This window comes from Nitrospirota bacterium, from assembly GCA_040755395.1.
In the GTDB taxonomy this organism is placed as follows: Bacteria; Nitrospirota; Nitrospiria; order Nitrospirales; family Nitrospiraceae; genus DATLZU01.
Genome location: JBFMAX010000012.1, coordinates 18,417 through 35,835, shown reverse-complemented (window position 1 = coordinate 35,835; position 17,419 = coordinate 18,417). Strand labels below are relative to the sequence as shown.

Here is a 17,419-nt window from a genome sequence, read left to right as displayed (position 1 = left end):
CAGCGTCTGCCGGATCCGCGCCACATTTCCGCATGAGGGACCAATGAACAAGATCGAAGCGATGAAACACGAATGCGACGGCCTCGACGTCAAAGCCAAGATCGCACACTACGCCCAAACCGGATGGGAAGCGATCTCGGAAGACGATATCCAGAGACTGAAATGGTGCGGCCTGTTCCTCCGCAATCCGACACCGGGCCTCTTTATGATCCGGGTCAGGATTCCGGGCGGCAGAACCACCTCGTATCAGCTGCGCGCATTGGCTGAGATTGCCTCGACCTATGGGAACGGCGTGCTTGATCTGACGACTCGCCAGCAAGTGCAACTTCGGCACATCCGGATCAACGACGTGCCAGCCGTCTTCACGAGGATGGATGACGTCGGACTGACCTCCTTGCAAACCGGTATGGATAACGTCCGCAACATCATGACCTGCCCGGTGGCAGGACTGAGTCCGGACGAGACCCTGGATGCCACACCGGAGGTCACCGCTCTCACACAGGAGATCCTCGACAACCGGGCCTATACGAACTTGCCGCGCAAGTTCAACATCGCCGTCACGGGATGCCCGGATAATTGCCTTCACCTGGAGACGCAGGATCTGGCTCTTGTTCCGGCCTATCGGGAAGTCGGCAGCGACAAAGTGTATGGCTTCAATGTCCTGGCCGGAGGTAAGTTGGGCTCCGGAGGCTACCGGATCGCCAGTGCGCTCGATATCTTCGTGACGCCAGGTGAGGTTCTTGAGGTATGCCGGACGATCATCCACCTCTATCGCGATTTCGGGCCACGCGAGAGACGCAATGCGGCGCGTCTGGCCTTTCTCTTGGAGGACTGGGGCGAACCACGCTTTCGCCATGAGGTTGAGGCCCGCCTTGGACGATCGCTGAAGCCGGCCGGCATCGACGCCCGAAGGAGCGCCACGAACGATCACGTGGGGATTTACCGCCAGAAGCAAGCCGGTTTGAACTACGTAGGGCTCAAGGTGGCCGTCGGACGCATCGCGGCGGTCGATCTTCAGAACATCGCCGCGCTCGCCGAGCGATACGGCACAGGAGAGATCCGGCTCTCTCCCGCTCAGGCGCTGATCATTCCCAATGTGGCGGATCGGAAAGTGGGAGCCCTCGCGGAAGAGCCGCTCGTCGCGCAGTTTGCCTACAATCCATCGCCCATCCGAAAGGGACTCGTGAGTTGTGTCGGCAATGATTATTGCAACCTGGCTGTGATCGAGACAAAAAGTAGGGCGGTTGAAACGGCACGGGCGCTGGAAGCAACCCTAAGGGATGGGGTCAAGCCGATCACGATGCACTGGTCCGGCTGCCCAGCCGGTTGCGGGAACCACCTGGTTGCCGACATCGGATTGCTTGGCAAGAAGGCTAAAGTCGACGGGCACGTCGTGGATGCCGTGGATGTCTATGTGGGTGGCTGCTCCGGTCCTAACCCCAAAGTGGCCCTCAAGATTTTGGAAGACGTCCCGTGCGAAAAACTTCCCCGCGTCTTGGAAGGGCTCATTCCCTATCACACTCGCGAGAAGATGCATCGGGCAAGGGGAAACGAGCCGAAGCGACCTTTGATCAAGCCCGAAGCGGAGAGTCGTTCAGCGCCGTGCCATAGTGCACCGCTGTCACCCCTCGGACTTTTACCCACGTAGCGGTGCGTTTTGGAGACTCGTGTGGCGTGATGCAGAAGCGACGCCAATTCCCCTTGAGCCGTTTTTCAACATCATCCAACGGGAATGAGGTCTGCTCTCTGAAGCCGATGAGCGCATGTCTCACAGATCGTGAAGAATAGATCCCGCTGAACCGCGCAGATCTTGGGCTAACGAAACGAGATGGCTACGAGCAGGGGTGTTTCGTCCACCTGCGTAGAATCTTCTCGGTGTCGAACGTGAGGCGGTAGGCGATGCATTCCTGTCTGCCGCGCACACAATCACTGACGGGAATATCGCGGCAGACCGGGATCAGGCGGTTCACTCGATATTCATAGGTTAAGACCGTGGTTCCGTCAGCTCCTGGCTGTTCCATTGCCGGTAGACCCCACCGAGCCACAATGTCGTTCTGGGTCGCAAGATCGAGCGAGTCTCGGAGATAGTCCTCGGACCCCAAGGCGCAGGACGCCAGCATCGCCAGCCAGAAAATGAGCACCGCACCCATGACCGGGATGATAAACTGGTGCGTGCGGAGTCCATATCTCGTTGCAGGGGGATGCGAGAGGGGCAGCGAAGAAACCATCAAAGAGTCTTGCGCGCGATCCCATTCAGATTCTACGGAGCCCGAGGCTTCCGTTGCCGTTCAGCCGGTTTCACCTGCTTCTTGAGCGACCGGATCTCTTCGTCCCTGGCGGTAAGCGCCCTGTTCGACTCAGCCAGTTCCTTGGTGAGCTGTTTGACCACACCGAGCAGGTCGTTGACCTGAGCCTCCAAAGTTTTCACACGCTCCGCCACGGCCTGAACATCGTTCGAAGGTCTGTCTCCGCCCGCATTAATGACGGACGTCTCATCGGCCGCCTTCGAAACTTCTGGCTCACGCTGAATATGGGAACCCTGACCGGCAACGGAAGAAGACGCAGTGCGCTCAGAAGACAGAGCCTTGGGCGACGGAGTGGATAGGAACCGTCGGTAATCAATTGCCACATGGGCATGAGGATTCCCGAATAATTCTGTGGCCGGAGACGGTTCTACGGCCACGAGGTACTCCGGATATGCGAACCCGACTGTCAGATCTCCGGGAAGATCACGAGACACCCCAGGGCCTCTCGTTGCCGCTCCTTCCAGGGTTGACTTCAGTTCGGACTGCTGGCGACTGCTTGCAACCTGGTGCCGCACGAGTTGCACATGCAACGTCTCACTGTGAATCCACACCGCCCACTCTAAGACTTCAGGAGTCTTCGCATTTACTGCCCGTGACACGATCACGGACACCCGGTCCCTCGACGAGGCACGTGCCAGCCCAGCAGAGACCTGAGGGGCCAGGATGGTCAATTCCTCCCGAGAGAACCCAGGCTCGCGCTGGGTCCCTAGCACCATCGATACGAGCAATCCGCGCGAACGCTCGACGGTGATCTCTCTGAGAATTCCGAAGACTTGATCTGTCCTGATTCTGGCAGGATGGTCATGCAAGGTGGACGGCTTGGCGGTGTCCACGGACGGATCCGGCACCACGCTCACCGTGAACTGCGGGTCCTGGTAAACAATCACGTGACCGGGACCCAATGCCCCGCAAGCGAAGAGTCCGACTACCAGGCAGCTTGAAAGAGTTGCCTTGAGAACCGGAGCCACAATCGAGACTCCTTTTCCACATCGTAGAAATGCTAGCACACCAGTGAGAAGGAAATCGAGCAACGACTCGACTGTGCTGGGTGCCCTACTCCGATAGGAACAGCCTGGCAATCACTCGCAAACAGACCATTGAAACAACCACGACAAAACCCACGAAAAGGATCCACATGATGCCTGCCTCCTTTCGATTCTTGGACTCCGCAACGATAGATTCCGATCACGCATAGGCATGGAGGCCAGACAGCAGAAAGTTTACCCCCCAGAAGCAGAAGATGACCATCAGCAGCCCGAAGATAGCATAGATCGCGGCGCGGCGCCCTTCCCAGCCACGAGTCATCCGAGCATGGATATAGGCGCCGTAGATCAACCACACGATGAGCGACCAGGTTTCCTTGGGATCCCAGCTCCAGTAGCCGCCCCACGCATAGTTCGCCCACATCGCCCCGAGAATGATCCCGAAGGCCAGCAACGGGAATCCCACCATGATCGCCTTGTAGCCAAGCTCGTCGATGGTTTCCAGATCGGGCAGGCTGGCCGCGATTCTGGACCGGCCTCCTCGCCGATCCGCGCGTTCCTTCACGAGGTACATCACCCCGAGGCCGCCTGCCATCGCAAAGGCCGCGTAGCTGGTCAGCGTCACCGAGACATGAATATAGATCCAATAACTGTTGAGCGCCGGCACGAGCGGCTCCGCGGTCTGGTACCGATACGGCAGCAAGGAAGCAGCCCCCATCGCGATAAATCCGATCCCGACGACAAACGCGCCGACGGCTCTGAGCTGATAGATCGACTCGAGCACTACGTAGCCGAGAATGATGGCCCACGAGACATAGGCCATCGCTTCAAACTGGTTGGACCAGGGGGCGAAGGTGCCGGAGAGCTGCATGCGTTCGTTCGCACGGATCGTCAGGGCGAGAGTATTCACGAGCCACCCGATTGCGGTGACCAGGGTCGCAACCTGCCCGATCTGCCCCGCCCATCCCGCCTCGTTTCCTCTCGAGGTGAGCGACGGGCCAGCGACAGCCAGCTCAACGGAAGGACGTTTGACGAACACGTACAAGACGTAGAGGACAAATGCAACCAGGTAGAGCCAGAAGGTCATATCGAACAGAAACAAGGACCGCAGCATGGCACCCTCGCACTGACACGGGAGGTTCAGACGACTCCCGCCTGATGCACGTCGGTTGGTCGCACGATTCGGAGCCGGTGGCGGAGAATCGCTTCCACCTGCCAGGCCACCGCTTCCGGCAAGACGGACCTTACATCCTTGTCTCCAGGGGTCTTGGCCACCCGTACCGCCGGAACTCCCATGGCCTCCGCGAGGACGAGCGACTCCTCGTCGGCCGACACCAGCACATCTGTTTCAGCAAGCACCGCGAGCCATTCGCGCAAGGACAAGCTAAAGAGGAGATCAAGCGCCCCGCGTTCCAGCCACGGGGCAAGAGAGCAAGGTTCTTGATCTGATCGTTTCAGGCCGGCCAAGACAAGGTTCCATTTAGAGTTTAGGAGACCCATTGCGCCGGATAAACATGAGGGATGAACGAACACGCGCGGTCTTGACAGGGCTCTAAGGCGCCGTTGAGCGCGCCGCCGCTCTCGCGGCGTCAGGACGATCCAGGGGCGAGGTGGAAGGCGAGAGGGCAGGCCCATGATCCGGAAGGTGCTGGGCACCGATGCCTCGACCGCAGCTTGGCGACAGCCGAAGAGACCGGCCAGCATGCGCGCTATGGTCCCCGACCCTGATCCTCCATCGCAGCAGATCCGGACGGGAACCCGCGCGAGCATCGCGGCAACAAACCCTCCGGGGCTGTAGGTCAACAGGAGCACGGAGCCCGGCGATTGCCGTCGAAAGAACGCCACCAGGTCCGGGAAGCTCAGATCACTGAGCGTCTGGTCGACGGCCGGATGACGTTCCAAAATCGGAGCCCCGTCGCCACTGACCACACAGGTCACTCGGCACTCCGGCCGGTACGTCTTCAACGCGATCGCCGCCGAGACGCCAGTCACAGCCCCTATGACCCCCGGCTCGCACATCAGAATAGTATGGGTCCATTGTGGAAACTTATCCATCCATGGCCTCTTTTCATCGTTCCCACGTGATGACCGTTAAATGAGGGAGAGCGCGGCCCGCCCACCCGACAGGCCAAGAAGGACAGGAGGAACACCCGAACCTCTCGAGTGCCGGAATGCGGGGTGGTCGGCTCTCCCGTTTCTGTCTAGACCGTTCCTTCTTGCGCAAGGACGACACCACCGGATACACGTACAATCCCAGAGGCCTCCGAACCGAGAAGGAACAGATTGATCGCGTCGGGCCGCACTTGAACTAACAACTCCATTCCGAGCACAAAATCATCGATCTCATACTTATCAAGTATCGCATGGATCCGACTGCCGGCAACGCCCAACACGATTCGCGCGGTCCGAACCCCGATACACAAGTCGACTATCCGTCCTGAGAAGAAAGGAATGGAGGCATCAATGGCGGACTTGCCAACTCCGTCCACCATCCGCTGCTGCTGGTCTCCTGCTAGCTTGTCAACCATTGCTATTCCACCAGAATGAACCCTCCCAAGTGGAGATCTTTGTGAGTCGGGCAGAAAAACGGGTACCGAGCCCCGAGGTTGCGCGCTCCTTCCAACCCGATAGGCGCCACTTGTATTTTCACGGCACTATTGGCCTTCACTTGGACTCGAGTCGGGGCCATCACGTGCCCCGTGATCGGACCGGTGAATGGATCGGGTCGGAGCGAACTGGTCGTCTCTTCGGGGAGAACCATGAGCAGCCCTCCCACGGCAAACTCGTGGTCGGTCCCGGTCGGATTTTCTAGGACGAAATACAACGGTTCTTTCAGATCGGTCTTTTGATCGATGACAATCGTACCAGGTTGCCAAATCGCGCGCTCCTTCGCCATTTCCTGGGCGATAAACCTGATCTCTTTTGCGGATGCCACCTCCGCACTGAGCGCCGATGCGACGACCAAGAGGCTCACTCCAATCCATATGGTCAGCCTTTCGTTCCTCAGCATGTACTACCTCCCTCTAGGTACACCTCATTTCAGACACGGGCGGTGTCAGACTCACAGCAGTGGCTCAGAAGCGATAATTCAGTTCCAGCAATCCCACTTGCATATTATCGGCCTTCTGCGTGACCGGGTTGTTTCCGATCCCGACTGTCGTAGCCGACGGAGCCTCAAAATAATTGCCAGTGATCAGATACCCATAGGCTGCCACGGCTGACAGGTCCTTGAGAATCTGATACCGGAGAAAGATGTCCAACTCTGTACCGATATGATCGCCCCCCTTGGTGAAGTTCGGACTGCCGGCTGCAGTCTGGATCGGTCGGTCACGGGCCGTCCAAACCGGTATGACATCGCCTTCGATATTCAGTTTCGGCATAGAGGGCGGCGTGTAATTCGCGGCAAACTTGAACGCGGTGAGGCCGGAGCCGCCGTAGCATCCCGGCCTTCCTCCCAAGCCCTGAGCATCGAACCAGCTCGGACAGGTTCCGTCGATGGGCGCGGGCGATCGAGCTCCGACGTTCATCGTGATGATCCCCATCGTATAATTGCCGTTAATGCCGTTGATATTCGCCCGCTTGCCGGTGCTCAAGTCCCCGGCATCCTGACCGGAACTGTGCAGAAAGGTTGCTCCGACATTAAGCCCACCTCCGAGATCCACATCCCCACCGAGGAGCAGGTTATACCCTTGAAGCAACGGCGCGGGGCCGTTCGGATTCTGAATGACCCCTCGAATCAGGTCCGCCTCGAACACTCCGTGAAAAATGCCTTTCCGAACGTCGCCCGCAATGCCATAAATACCGGCATGCGCAGAAGCTGGCGCGCCGAGCGCCGGCAACGCCGGGTTGAGTTGAGTGATAAAGGAGGGGCCCCGATCCTGGTAGTACCCAGCGAAGACGTCGACACGCAAGTCCTTGTCCGGAGTCAAGCGGTAATTCAGCAGATAAAGGTCTGTGTCGCCACCGGTCCCGCCAAACAATCCGGTACCTGGAAACACACCGCCCGCCCCAGCCGACCGGGTCGAATCCAAAATCTTCAGGTTCGCCACCGTGATCGTCGACATGGAGCCGATCGGCACGTCCAGGCGAAACGCGTCCACAGCGTCTTGCACCAGCAAGGCATTCCCAATGGTGAAAATCTGGCGCCCGGCCGTGAAACTCGCCCGATAAATGTTCAATTTGAGATAGGCCTGCAGCATCGAGAACGTGTTCTGCGTGCACGCCGTAGCACCTCCCTCATTACCTACACCGGTACACGTCACAGCCGCACTGCTATCGGGGCCAAAGGCGACCTTGCCGAGGCGCGACTGTCCCGTACCGTTGGAACTCGTCAAGAACGGCGTCACGTGACCCTCAATGCTGATCGGACCCTCACCGCTGACCACGCCGACATCCAGCACATAGCGCTGAATATTGAACGCGTTGCTGTCCTTGCGCGCATTACTCGCATCCGTCAGGTTAGTGTTGTAGAACCCACGGATGCGAAAATCGCCGTTGATCGTGAGTTTGGGGCTTAGAGTAGCGGGGCCTGAAAACCTCGGGCCGGGACGAAAATACTGCTCATATTCCTGACCGGCTACAGGCGGCGCCTGTACGACCGGGCCAGCTTCCTGGGCCAGGACGTATCCGGCAGAGCAAACCAGACCAGGCAATCCAAGAGCGAACGTGACAGTGAGTAGAAACCTTTTCATAATCCTCCTTTCCTGGAATCAGCCAGCTACGTGGGACCCAATAAAAAGCCCATCCCGGATGTCACTCCGCGATGGGCTTCTGAGCCTCGAGGGCTTCCGAGTCTCGATATGTCAGCGTCGCGACACAGTCACGACGACGGCGTAGTCAGCAGCTTGTGGGACCGAGCAAGGTGAACAAGTTCATCTCTTGACAGCGCGGGCATTTCACTTCGACTTGAGACGGTCCGCTCCTATCCCACCGGAGCAACAGACGGCTGCAACGCTGGCATCTCACCTCTTGAAATGCCAGCGCAGGAGCCCCGCCTCTTTTTGCTTCGCGAGCAATCTGCGAACGGCTCGGCATGGTCATTTCTCCCGCGTCTGGTGGAAATCAAACGGATGGGTTCCGATTTGGGGCTTCACGGATGAAGAGCCGTATCGATAGGCGCACCCCAGAATCTTCGACATCCGCTCTTCGTACCGCTTTATCAAATCATCGAGCTCCCGTTGCATCCGCTTCAGATCAATCGTGTCCCAATCGTAGCCTTTCGCCTCGACTAACTTGCGCATGTCATCGAACTGCCGTTCGGCCTTCTCGATCCGATATCGCAAATCCAAAATATCGGGTGCCATGGCGCCCCCCTTCGTCCTTACGTCTTAATGCGCTGGACGCGGACCCAGAAATTGCCGTCCGGAAACTTCCCCCCGTAGTACGGATCGTTCGCGGACGGTGACGGGACATGGGGCGCCCGGAATGAAAATTCGGCTTTCAGCTTCCCGTCGCGCGACACGGCCTCGTAGAGATCGTAGGGCGGTTCCTGATGGTGGGTGATGTTTGTGACCGTCCATCCTCGATTCAATGCAGTGAGAAACTGCTGAAACTGCTCGGCGGTCAGGGAGGTGAACAGATTCTCAAAGTCGCTGCGCAAATCATCCCACATCGCATACGACTCACCCTGCTTAATTCGCCGCAATGCCGACTCCCTGTCGAATCGAAACGATGCCACAACCCGCCCTTCCAACTCCAGCGGTAACGCCAGTGGATGGTATTTGGTGTTGAACCAGACCACCAAGACGGAGGGAGATTTCCCTGCCTGGAGTAGGGCCTTTGGCGGAAGTTCTACGGATGCGGGCAAGGACGGGGCACCGTGCTTGACGATCATCTCCATGGCCGACTCCCCGGGGAAGGCCGCTGCCCTGAAAGGGATCCCCTCCAGGACAGCGATGACCCCCAGGACCAAAAACCAGCTAGCTGCACGCTTGTCGCTCCGGGATAGTTTCAGGCTCATGTGGCGATCTCCCTTTGCTGTGGTCCCGCGTATGACGAGGATGCGCCCGTACTTGCGTCAGGAATTTGAAGGTGCCGCTCCGATTTGCATGACCTGGCCCTGGTTGTTCCAGTTCATGTAGGCTTCCAAAGCATTCATCTCTTTGCTACCTAAGGGGTAAGGCTTCCCTTGGTTCGGGATCGCGATACACCACCCGATCATTTCTTGCACTGTGGCGACATGTCCTAACTGAGGTTTGTATTTGGGATAGGTCTCCGGGTGCGTGACAGATCCATCCGCATGGCACATGTTGCAAGCTTGACCGTTCCCGCTCATCGGCAAGTCACGGCTGTGCCAGAGCTTATCGCCCAAGGCGATCATCTCTTGCAGTTCCTTGGTCCCGGTTTCGACCGTTTTGCGGTCCAGGATTTCACCACTTTGAGCATCCTTGCGCTGAATTTCAGAGGTCAGGCCTGGCAAGGTTTGAATATCCATGGCCCGCTGTGCATAGACCCATACCGGAACCGATACGACCAATGCCCCGATCACCATCCATACGGCGTGTTTCATCGATACGTTCCTCTTCATCTTCATCACTACACCTCCCCTGAGATCAGGCCTTCGTACGGGACCACTCTTCATACTTGACGCTCACTTCCCCTTGATCACCCACGCTCATCGTCTCCCACCCTAAGCCGCCGAAGATATTGGCCGGATTGGCACGCGGCATCTTCGGCGATCCGGCCGGCACTCCACTGGTCGGGTAAGGATGCGGCCACCCGGTCGACAGGCTGCTGGCAAATTTGATGTTGCCGATCTGGTTCTTGACGATGTGGTGAACATGGCCGTGAATCACTTGGACATGTTCATATCCCTCCAGCAGGAGATGCACTTCAGGAGCGTCCTCTGTCCAGAAGTTCCAGGGCTTGTAGTAGTAGTACAGCGGCGAGTGGGAAAAAATGATGATGGGGGTGGTCTTCTTGACCTTCTTCAAGTCGTCGCGGAGCCAGACGAGTTGCTTCTCGCCGACGTGGAAAGGCCCAGGCAGGGGGTGATTCAGCGTGCCGGCGATATCCATTCGTTCTTGAGCAGTGAGACCACGCGCGGTCCAGAAGTCTCTCAGCATCACTGTATTGAGCGCGATGAAGTGGACCCCATTGTGATCCCACGAATACGTCGTCTTGCCGTAATGCTTGCTGTAGGACTCTCCCAAATCGAGATACCAATCGTGCTCGCCCGTGATGTACTTCACGGGAGCCTTGAGCGGCGCAATGAGTTCATCGAAGAACTTCATCTGTTCATCAGACCCATCGTGCACCACGTCGCCGAGCGACATGATGAAGTCAGGCTTCGAACTCAAGTTGTTGATCTCTTGCACGCAGCGCTCAACGCGCATTTTCATGTAGTTGTTTTTGGGTCCCATCGTATGGTGGTCGGCCATCACCGCGAACGTAAACGGCTTTGTCATCCCCATACTTTCAGACTGCGCGGCCGATGGAGACAAAAAATCGAGCGACACCAATCCACCCAGCGATGCCGCAAGACCGGTAAACGCGGACATCTTCATGAAATCCCGTCGTGAGACCCCCAGTCCCACAAGAGGCTTGTTATTGTCTGTTTTCATCATTCCCTCCAAGGATGCTTACCCTCAGTTTCACCTACTATCTCCTATGACTGACTGGCCCACTCACCTGACCAAACTTCTCCTCTTTGTTTGCTACCCCCTTGCCTGCCACCCCCTTTCTTTCATTTCGCCGTTGGTCTTCTCAGCCGATCGAGTCGTCACCTGTTGTAACCTTGGCGTAATAACAGAACAGCGCCTCCTTTTATTCCCAACAATCCCCATGATCGATCGCTCACCTCGCATGATGAAAATCACGAACCGGTAAGAGGCAAGGGGCTCGGGGCAAGGGGGTAGCAACTGCGACCTCTAGCCCCGGCCTCTAGCCTCGCGCCTATTTCAAAGCAGAGATACGCTGTGAATGACTTTTGGTTCTTGGGGGGGGGAAACGATGGCAGGACAGCGGGCTTTACGTCGGATGAAACACGGAATTGCGGAAGGCTGATACAGCCCGGCCCAGAAGACGGACCGAGGCGCTCAGATCAACTTTCTCGCGGCCTTAACCGCAGATTGGAGCAATCGACCGGTACCGTGGCAAATCTGGCAAGCCTGTCGATTTTTGTCTTGAGAATCGGACACGAAAACGTACGCCATTCCCTCGAGCGTCCAGCTCATTGTCTGAAGACCATGATACGAGGATTGATAGAAGTGGACATTCGTATCGATCATTTCCTGACTGCCGAACAGTTCTACGCCATCCGCAGTCGTCATCACAAGGGACAATGGGCGCCCGTCGACATCGTACGCCAAGAGCACCGCCTTTTTCCCTTGAATCGGTAAAACGGTCCCTCCCATGAGCTTCAGATTCTTGACCGGACTTTGACCGAGCGCGACGGTAAAGCCCGCCCGTTCCCTCAACCAGCTCGAGACCCGGCGTGGATCACTGCTCTTGACTTCCAGCGAGACCTCATGAGCTGCGTACTGCTCATGCGCGGTGACCGCCGCGATGACGAACCCCGGCACCGTAGGCTGACGGACTAACAAGACGCTCGCGACCAGAACGATGAGTGAGACTGCGAACGTGGGAACGAGGACCCTCCAGAACCTGATGGCTGACTGTTTTCGCTCGGTCGCTTTGTCGAGCGCCTGCTTGACCTTGAACGGAAGCCTACTGGGTGCCGGCACCCGGCGCAAAGACGCTTTCAGCATGTCAAGATACAACTTTTCGTTACGGAACAGAGCCGTACAGTCCGCGCAACCCTCCAGGTGCGCTTGGATCTCGATGACATCTCGTGTGTCAAGCTCGCCATCGAGATAGGGATGGAGTAACGGTCGCATGGATTGGCAATCAAGCATCAGGGGCTTACCTTTTTCGCCTTTGTTGTCGGTTGATCTTCCACGTTGGCGTACGCGCTCAGCACCTGGCGGAGCAGCTCTCTCCCGCGCGATAATCTCGACATCACCGTCCCCATCGGGCAATCTAATAGATTAGCAATCTCACGATAGCTAAATCCCTCAATGTCTCTGAGCACGACGACGACGCGGAATGAATCAGGCAACAGCTCCAGCGCCATCGCCACGTCGTGCCGAAACACGCCCTCTTGCTCGCTTCGAGCCGCATCGAGCTTCACGCCGCTGTCGAGAGACTCAATCAATTCCTCATCACCGTGTTGGGTCTGCTCCGGGCAGAGCACCTCTCGAGCTCGTTGCGGAACGCGATTCAGAAAAATGCGCTTCATGATTGTACACAACCAGGCCTTGCAATTCGTCCCCGATTCATAACGGCTGAAAAATTGCAACGCACGAACGTAGGTATCCTGGACAAGATCCTCGGCCTCTTCCGGCTGCCTCGTTAAGACCAACGCAAAGTTATACAACGCATCAATGTGCGGAAGAGTGGCTGCTTCAAAAGCATCGCGTTGTTTGTCGAGATCCATAGAGGCCCGGCTAATGACCCCGAACACAACCTTTACATAGATCGCATTGCATCACACGGTAGCTCTCAGCAGGTTGCGCAGATGATACTCTAAAACGACAATTTATACACACCCTCTCTCGTGAATAGCTATTTCTTGAGTCTTGCGCAAAGAGGCACACTACGCTACAGTCATCCACCCCGTATGTCTCTAACAGACAAGGCCGGCCGTATATTCCCGATCCAATAAGACCGAATCTCTTCGAAAACATAAGGCCTTAGACCAGATCAAGCAATAATGGCCGCGAAGAACTGTACAAGACGGAGCGGGTGACGCGTGAGCGGGGTCCCCTATCGCCCGCAGTGGAAGGGGTGAAAAGCCAACGGGGTGCCGCCGAACGTCGGTATCGAATGCCCACGCCATGTCACACCCCGAAGCGACCGGATGCCTCCTCCGCTTCGGTCGAACAGACGGATTCTCGATCGAACGGTTCGGCGATGCCGCCTGTCCTTTCTTCCTGATGATGGACCAAACTTAGATGGTGTAGCCTGAGATTGTCCGCTCGCGAGTTATGTCTCCAGGTGCGCGCGAAGCATCCACGCCATGTGTTCGTGCTTCTCCATGAGACCGGTGAGAAAGTCGTTCGTCCCGGCGTCGTGGTGCTCCGCCCCTACTGTTTCCGGATCCTTCCGAAGCTGCCGGATCAGGGTTTCATAATCAGCCAGCAACTGAGCGATCATGTCGGCGGCTGAAGAGCGCTGCCCCGGTTGCTCCTTGAGTCGTGCCGCCTGAAGAAACTTCGCCAACGTCCCCGGCACCGACTCACCGAGCGCACGGATCCGTTCGGCCATCTCATCAACGATGTCATCCAGCTCTTCATACTGGGCTTCAAAGAACTTGTGCAGATCGTGCAATTGCGGGCCCCTGACGTTCCAATGAGAGTTCCGCGTCTTCGTGTGCAGCACATATTCGTCAGCCACCAGGCTGGCGAGGATCTGCGCCACACTGGCCTGCTGGTTGGCTGTGAGTCCGATATTGCGTTCCATAGTCTCCCCTCCTTTTACGATCACCTAGTCAAGTCGCCCGGTCGAGGTCGACTGGTATTCGCACAGTGATTCAGTTCCTCGGTTCAATACACTTGGGCATGTGGCACTTGCCGGCGATACTCCATGGCTGTTCCCTCAGCCTGCGACGCAGCCGTCTGAAGTTGTGATGCCGTCTCGAGATCTCGCCGGACCTGCTCGTCGTTTCCTCCTCGTGTCTTCGCCAGAATCTTCGCCTCGAGCTCGTACCGACGCGCAGCCTCGCGAAGATCGGCGGCCTGTTGGCGATAGCGAAAGGCCAGTTCGGCGGCTTCCCGCGGGCTGACGGCCTTCAACTCGCCCAACTTTGTCGCCGGCGATGGTGGATCGGCCGCCAATCCCGCACACCCTGCAAAAAGACCTGCGAGCAGCAACGGGCCGCCCCTTCGAACCAGATGATGACGTGTCAGGGTCTCTTCCTCCTTTCTTATGATGTAACGCAGACATTCTCTTATGTACTCTCTGGCTGCAGCATAGGGCTTGGCGAAACATGAGTCCAATTGATTGTGTCTGCTTTCATGATTTATTTTGTTTATTAAAACGCTTCGAGGACGAAGATGACGCTGACAGAACTGCGATACATCGTGGCCGTGGCCCAGGATCGCCACTTCGGCCGCGCGGCGGAGCGGTGTTTCATCACACAGCCGGCGCTCAGTCTTGCGATTCAGAAACTAGAGGACGAGTTGGGCGCGTAGATTTTCGAGAAGAAACGGAAGGACGTGGCCCTGACGCCGCTTGGCCAGAAGATCGTCGAACAGGCTCAACGGGTGTTAGAGGAGGCGGACCAGATCAAGCTGATCACGGCGCAGGGCAAAGACCAATTGAAACGGACCTTGCGATTCGGAGTCATCGCCACAGTCGGCCCCTACCTCCTGCCGGATCTGGTGCATGCTCTCCGCAAGCATGCGCCGGAGATGCCCTTGGAGATCGAAGAGAATCTGACTGCAAATCTGAGTCGCATGTTGAAGAACGGCAAACTCGACGCGATCATGATCGCGTGACCATTCGACGAACCGGGCATCTCGGCTCGCGTGCTCTACGACGAACCGTTCAAGGCGGTCGTGCCTGTCAACCACCCTTGGGCGAAGAAATCGCGGATCGGTTCCCGCGCCCTTGCCGGCCAACAAGTGCTGCTCCCACACGCGGGCCACTGTTTCCGCCAGCAGGTCCTGGACTCCTGTCCCGAGCTCAGCCGTTCCGATCATGAGGGCATCCAGGGGAACTCGCTGGAAACCATCAGGCAGATGGTCGCCTCAGGACTGGGTATCACCGTCCTCCCATGCAGCGCGTTGACCGCCAAACATCGTCATAAGCGCCTAGCCGTTGTGCCCATTGCCGATCCCGTGCCACAACGCCGCATCGGCCTCGCCTGGCGCAAAGGGTTTCCCAGACCCGCAGCGATCGACGCCATTGCCGATGCTGTGCAGTCATTGAAGATAGCCGGACTCGTGCCACTGAAGCAGCCGTAGAGCATCAGTCCTCCGACGAAGTGATTGGACTCGGCGGGGAGCCTACTGGACTGAGGGCTTACTTCTCCATCGTGACTCCCTCCCTGTGCCCATTCGATCATCAGAAGCTCACCGTCGAGATCCTTCTTGCGTGAGAAACTACGAAGACGGACGAGGAACGGGTGGCCGTGAGGGCAGGGACCTTTACGAGGTCCTTGCTGCGTGGTATAAGCACACCACGAGCGGCAGCACAGTCGCGGTGAACAGTTGGTGCACAGTTCGGGGCCGGAGCGTTCGGCGGGCACGACGAGAAACCCTTAGAAGTCAATGACGTGGCGGTGTAGCTCAGTTGGTAGAGCAGCGGACTCATAAGCCGCGGGTCGGGGGTTCGATACCCTCCACCGCCACCATACCGCACTTCGTGTGTACCGCTGGCTCCTCACCGTTGTTTCGTACTGCGTAAACCCTTCAGTGTTCGTCGTCGGTCGAACCCCCGACGGAGGGTTTCGAAGGGAGTGTGCTCCCTTCGTGGGGAGCGCACGAGACGGCTGGCCCTCTCGTGGGAGCCGGTGAGGCAGGCGTCAGAGCCGATCCGGCGGCGGAGGGGGTTCGATACCCCTCCACCGCCACCAAACCGAGCTTGCTCGTGCCGCAGGCGCTTTAGCGTTTTATCGTTATTGATGCCCGCGGATAAACACCTTCGTCCTTACAAAATTGTCTTATTGATCATTCCGACAGCTTGCTGAAACCGCGAGCCATCCGATAGCTCCTGGCGAGCGGAGAGACACCTCCAGTTGACTTCCTCTTTCTCCAATTCCGAGCTTGCTCGACCCGGAGCCTTGAGAAATTGCTCTTGCCGACGGGATAAAACCCTTTCGCTACCCTCCCCTCCACTGCTGTCACACCACGCTTCGCTTGAGCCGGCCGCTTATTTGAGATGTAGCGTCACCGACGCGGCCGGACTTTGACGCCTCAATCGCAGCAGCCGGTGAGAAATTGCTGGCGCTGCATGAACGCGCCAAGGCATCTGCCGCACAAATCGAGCGCCGAATGGGTCTGCCGATCGAGGCAGCGAGTCCGTTGCGGCACCATCATTCCGCAATCTGAACAGGCCCCTTCTGTGCTTGGATCAGTTCCGCGACGCGGTCTCATGGGACGCCCTCCTTCTATTTTCCCGAACAGTCCGCTGTGGCGGCGTCAGGATAGGGCGGTTCATCAAACGGCTGAACCACGAACCGGTCCAGGGCTGAGTCGATCCTACGCCACAAGCCGGTTCACTCAACCGGTGGTGGAGTTGATTCACACGGGCGTTCAACTGCTCGACCGTGCGTTCTAGTCCGATGAGACGCTCGGTCAGTCGGTGCGATATCCGGACAGCCATACGTCACCTCCTTGTAATGACCACCGTCAATCAGCGGCAATACCTGACGACACCGATGAGAACTCCTTCGATGCGGAAATCATCCGAGGGCGTCACGATAATCGGCTTCATCGACGGGTTTGCCGGGTGCAGTTCGATGCGATCCGCTTTCTGGTAGAACGTCTTGATCGTGGCTTCTTGATTCACGAGCGCGACCACGGTTTGACCGTTCCGTGCCGTTGGCTGCTTATGAACGATGACCAGATCCCCGGGCAGAATGCCCACGTCCAACATCGATTCGCCCTTCACCCGCAGGGCGAAATTCTCTCCGTCCCGCAACATCCCCGGAGGCACCTCGACCAACTCGGACTGAGGAACCGGTTCAATCGGCGCCCCGGCAGCCACAATCCCGGCCATGGGAATCTGCGCAGATGACATCATTTGCTTCAGCGCAACCTCCACCACCCCGGGGATACGGCGTGTTCCACCTTCATACCGCGTGATCGTCATGCGAGTCGTGTGCAACGCTTTTGCAAGCTGCTCTTGCGTCAATCCTAACGAATGTCGGAGTTGTTTCAGTTCCCGTGGCTTCATGATGTAACCAATGGTTACATCAGTGGGTAGTCGCGTGTCAAGCCCCTAATTTCGCACGCAACGACCTGTGTTGCCGACAAGGAAGGTCAAAACAGCGCGGGAAAAAGACGGCCGGCGTCGGCGGGACCGAAAGCTTGATTGAAAGTCTAAAGCCTATTCTGCACCGTTTCGGTCAGCCAGGAAGGCCACGGTCTCCATGGCCCTTTGGGCCCGGAAAATGCGGGTGGCGCC

General features: G+C 57.7%; 18 protein-coding genes, 1 tRNA gene and 1 pseudogene. 3 read left to right on the top strand and 17 right to left on the bottom strand.

Translation table 11 applies throughout. The features are described 5' to 3' along the window. The first annotated feature begins 43 nt into the window (after positions 1-43). Positions 44-1,648 carry a ferredoxin--nitrite reductase gene (locus AB1555_15540; GenBank protein MEW6248107.1) on the top strand — a complete coding sequence of 535 codons (1,605 nt, stop codon included), beginning with the start codon at positions 44-46 and terminating at the stop codon, positions 1,646-1,648. Between the two features lie 184 nt (positions 1,649-1,832). Here the strand turns inward: AB1555_15540 and AB1555_15535 are convergent, their stop codons facing one another. From AB1555_15535 to AB1555_15460, 16 genes are all read right to left on the bottom strand, one after another. Further along, a complete protein-coding gene (locus AB1555_15535) occupies positions 1,833-2,150 on the bottom strand; it encodes a hypothetical protein (protein ID MEW6248106.1) in 318 nt (105 codons plus the stop codon). Between the two features lie 110 nt (positions 2,151-2,260). Beyond that, positions 2,261-2,428 carry a hypothetical protein gene (locus AB1555_15530; protein MEW6248105.1) on the bottom strand — a complete coding sequence of 56 codons (168 nt, stop codon included), beginning with the start codon at positions 2,426-2,428 and terminating at the stop codon, positions 2,261-2,263. Between the two features lie 1,063 nt (positions 2,429-3,491). Then, positions 3,492-4,403, bottom strand: coding sequence for a c-type cytochrome biogenesis protein CcsB (ccsB, locus tag AB1555_15525; GenBank protein MEW6248104.1), 912 nt, complete (start codon positions 4,401-4,403; stop codon positions 3,492-3,494). Positions 4,404-4,429: 26 nt separating this feature from the next. Continuing rightward, entirely contained in the window at positions 4,430-5,344 is a 915-nt protein-coding gene (locus tag AB1555_15520; protein ID MEW6248103.1) for a hypothetical protein, read from the bottom strand. Positions 5,345-5,490: 146 nt separating this feature from the next. Beyond that, the gene (locus AB1555_15515; protein MEW6248102.1) at positions 5,491-5,817 is read right to left on the bottom strand and encodes a hypothetical protein; all 327 of its coding nucleotides are present in this window, start codon (positions 5,815-5,817) and stop codon (positions 5,491-5,493) included. A gap of 2 nt (positions 5,818-5,819) precedes the next feature. Continuing rightward, positions 5,820-6,299, bottom strand: coding sequence for a hypothetical protein (locus AB1555_15510; protein MEW6248101.1), 480 nt, complete (start codon positions 6,297-6,299; stop codon positions 5,820-5,822). Positions 6,300-6,363: 64 nt separating this feature from the next. Next, on the bottom strand, positions 6,364-7,980 hold the full coding sequence (locus tag AB1555_15505) for a hypothetical protein (GenBank protein MEW6248100.1): 1,617 nt from the start codon (positions 7,978-7,980) through the stop codon (positions 6,364-6,366). Between the two features lie 145 nt (positions 7,981-8,125). Then, positions 8,126-8,323 carry a Com family DNA-binding transcriptional regulator gene (locus AB1555_15500; GenBank protein ID MEW6248099.1) on the bottom strand — a complete coding sequence of 66 codons (198 nt, stop codon included), beginning with the start codon at positions 8,321-8,323 and terminating at the stop codon, positions 8,126-8,128. 2 nt (positions 8,324-8,325) lie between these two features. Then, complete coding sequence (locus AB1555_15495; GenBank protein ID MEW6248098.1) at positions 8,326-8,592, bottom strand: hypothetical protein; 267 nt, start codon at positions 8,590-8,592, stop codon at positions 8,326-8,328. 17 nt (positions 8,593-8,609) lie between these two features. Continuing rightward, positions 8,610-9,248 carry a hypothetical protein gene (locus AB1555_15490; protein ID MEW6248097.1) on the bottom strand — a complete coding sequence of 213 codons (639 nt, stop codon included), beginning with the start codon at positions 9,246-9,248 and terminating at the stop codon, positions 8,610-8,612. 57 nt (positions 9,249-9,305) lie between these two features. Further along, positions 9,306-9,797, bottom strand: a complete 492-nt coding sequence (locus AB1555_15485) for a hypothetical protein (GenBank protein MEW6248096.1) — start codon at positions 9,795-9,797, stop codon at positions 9,306-9,308. A gap of 43 nt (positions 9,798-9,840) precedes the next feature. Beyond that, on the bottom strand, positions 9,841-10,851 hold the full coding sequence (locus tag AB1555_15480) for a metallophosphoesterase (GenBank protein MEW6248095.1): 1,011 nt from the start codon (positions 10,849-10,851) through the stop codon (positions 9,841-9,843). 474 nt (positions 10,852-11,325) lie between these two features. Then, entirely contained in the window at positions 11,326-12,126 is an 801-nt protein-coding gene (locus AB1555_15475) for a zf-HC2 domain-containing protein (protein ID MEW6248094.1), read from the bottom strand. A 17-nt stretch (positions 12,127-12,143) separates the two neighbouring features. Further along, positions 12,144-12,725 carry a sigma-70 family RNA polymerase sigma factor gene (locus AB1555_15470; protein MEW6248093.1) on the bottom strand — a complete coding sequence of 194 codons (582 nt, stop codon included), beginning with the start codon at positions 12,723-12,725 and terminating at the stop codon, positions 12,144-12,146. A gap of 548 nt (positions 12,726-13,273) precedes the next feature. Next, entirely contained in the window at positions 13,274-13,750 is a 477-nt protein-coding gene (locus AB1555_15465) for a DNA starvation/stationary phase protection protein (protein MEW6248092.1), read from the bottom strand. 83 nt (positions 13,751-13,833) lie between these two features. Then, entirely contained in the window at positions 13,834-14,124 is a 291-nt protein-coding gene (locus AB1555_15460) for a hypothetical protein (GenBank protein ID MEW6248091.1), read from the bottom strand. Between the two features lie 219 nt (positions 14,125-14,343). On the opposite strand from AB1555_15460, the pseudogene AB1555_15455 reads away from it, so the two are divergent. Together AB1555_15455 and AB1555_15450 are read left to right on the top strand one after the other, a co-directional pair. Continuing rightward, positions 14,344-15,255: pseudogene (locus AB1555_15455) on the top strand (hydrogen peroxide-inducible genes activator). A 313-nt stretch (positions 15,256-15,568) separates the two neighbouring features. After that, positions 15,569-15,644 (top strand) — tRNA-Met (locus AB1555_15450). Between the two features lie 1,001 nt (positions 15,645-16,645). On the opposite strand, the gene lexA is transcribed toward AB1555_15450, so the two are convergent. Further along, entirely contained in the window at positions 16,646-17,188 is a 543-nt protein-coding gene (lexA, locus tag AB1555_15445; protein MEW6248090.1) for a transcriptional repressor LexA, read from the bottom strand. Between the last annotated feature and the right edge of the window lie 231 nt (positions 17,189-17,419).

Excerpts from the sequence above, each read along its gene's own strand:
- AB1555_15540 (MEW6248107.1), top strand. The coding sequence starts at position 44 with ATGAACAAGATCGAAGCGATGAAACACGAATGCGACGGCCTCGACGTC.
- AB1555_15535 (MEW6248106.1), bottom strand. The coding sequence starts at position 2,150 with ATGGGTGCGGTGCTCATTTTCTGGCTGGCGATGCTGGCGTCCTGCGCC.
- ccsB (MEW6248104.1), bottom strand. The coding sequence starts at position 4,403 with ATGCTGCGGTCCTTGTTTCTGTTCGATATGACCTTCTGGCTCTACCTG.
- AB1555_15520 (MEW6248103.1), bottom strand. The coding sequence starts at position 5,344 with ATGGATAAGTTTCCACAATGGACCCATACTATTCTGATGTGCGAGCCG.
- AB1555_15515 (MEW6248102.1), bottom strand. The coding sequence starts at position 5,817 with ATGGTTGACAAGCTAGCAGGAGACCAGCAGCAGCGGATGGTGGACGGA.
- AB1555_15510 (MEW6248101.1), bottom strand. The coding sequence starts at position 6,299 with ATGCTGAGGAACGAAAGGCTGACCATATGGATTGGAGTGAGCCTCTTG.
- AB1555_15505 (MEW6248100.1), bottom strand. The coding sequence starts at position 7,980 with ATGAAAAGGTTTCTACTCACTGTCACGTTCGCTCTTGGATTGCCTGGT.
- AB1555_15500 (MEW6248099.1), bottom strand. The coding sequence starts at position 8,323 with ATGCCGAGCCGTTCGCAGATTGCTCGCGAAGCAAAAAGAGGCGGGGCT.
- AB1555_15495 (MEW6248098.1), bottom strand. The coding sequence starts at position 8,592 with ATGGCACCCGATATTTTGGATTTGCGATATCGGATCGAGAAGGCCGAA.
- AB1555_15490 (MEW6248097.1), bottom strand. The coding sequence starts at position 9,248 with ATGAGCCTGAAACTATCCCGGAGCGACAAGCGTGCAGCTAGCTGGTTT.
- AB1555_15485 (MEW6248096.1), bottom strand. The coding sequence starts at position 9,797 with ATGAAACACGCCGTATGGATGGTGATCGGGGCATTGGTCGTATCGGTT.
- AB1555_15480 (MEW6248095.1), bottom strand. The coding sequence starts at position 10,851 with ATGAAAACAGACAATAACAAGCCTCTTGTGGGACTGGGGGTCTCACGA.
- AB1555_15475 (MEW6248094.1), bottom strand. The coding sequence starts at position 12,126 with ATGCGACCGTTACTCCATCCCTATCTCGATGGCGAGCTTGACACACGA.
- AB1555_15470 (MEW6248093.1), bottom strand. The coding sequence starts at position 12,725 with ATGGATCTCGACAAACAACGCGATGCTTTTGAAGCAGCCACTCTTCCG.
- AB1555_15465 (MEW6248092.1), bottom strand. The coding sequence starts at position 13,750 with ATGGAACGCAATATCGGACTCACAGCCAACCAGCAGGCCAGTGTGGCG.
- lexA (MEW6248090.1), bottom strand. The coding sequence starts at position 17,188 with ATGAAGCCACGGGAACTGAAACAACTCCGACATTCGTTAGGATTGACG.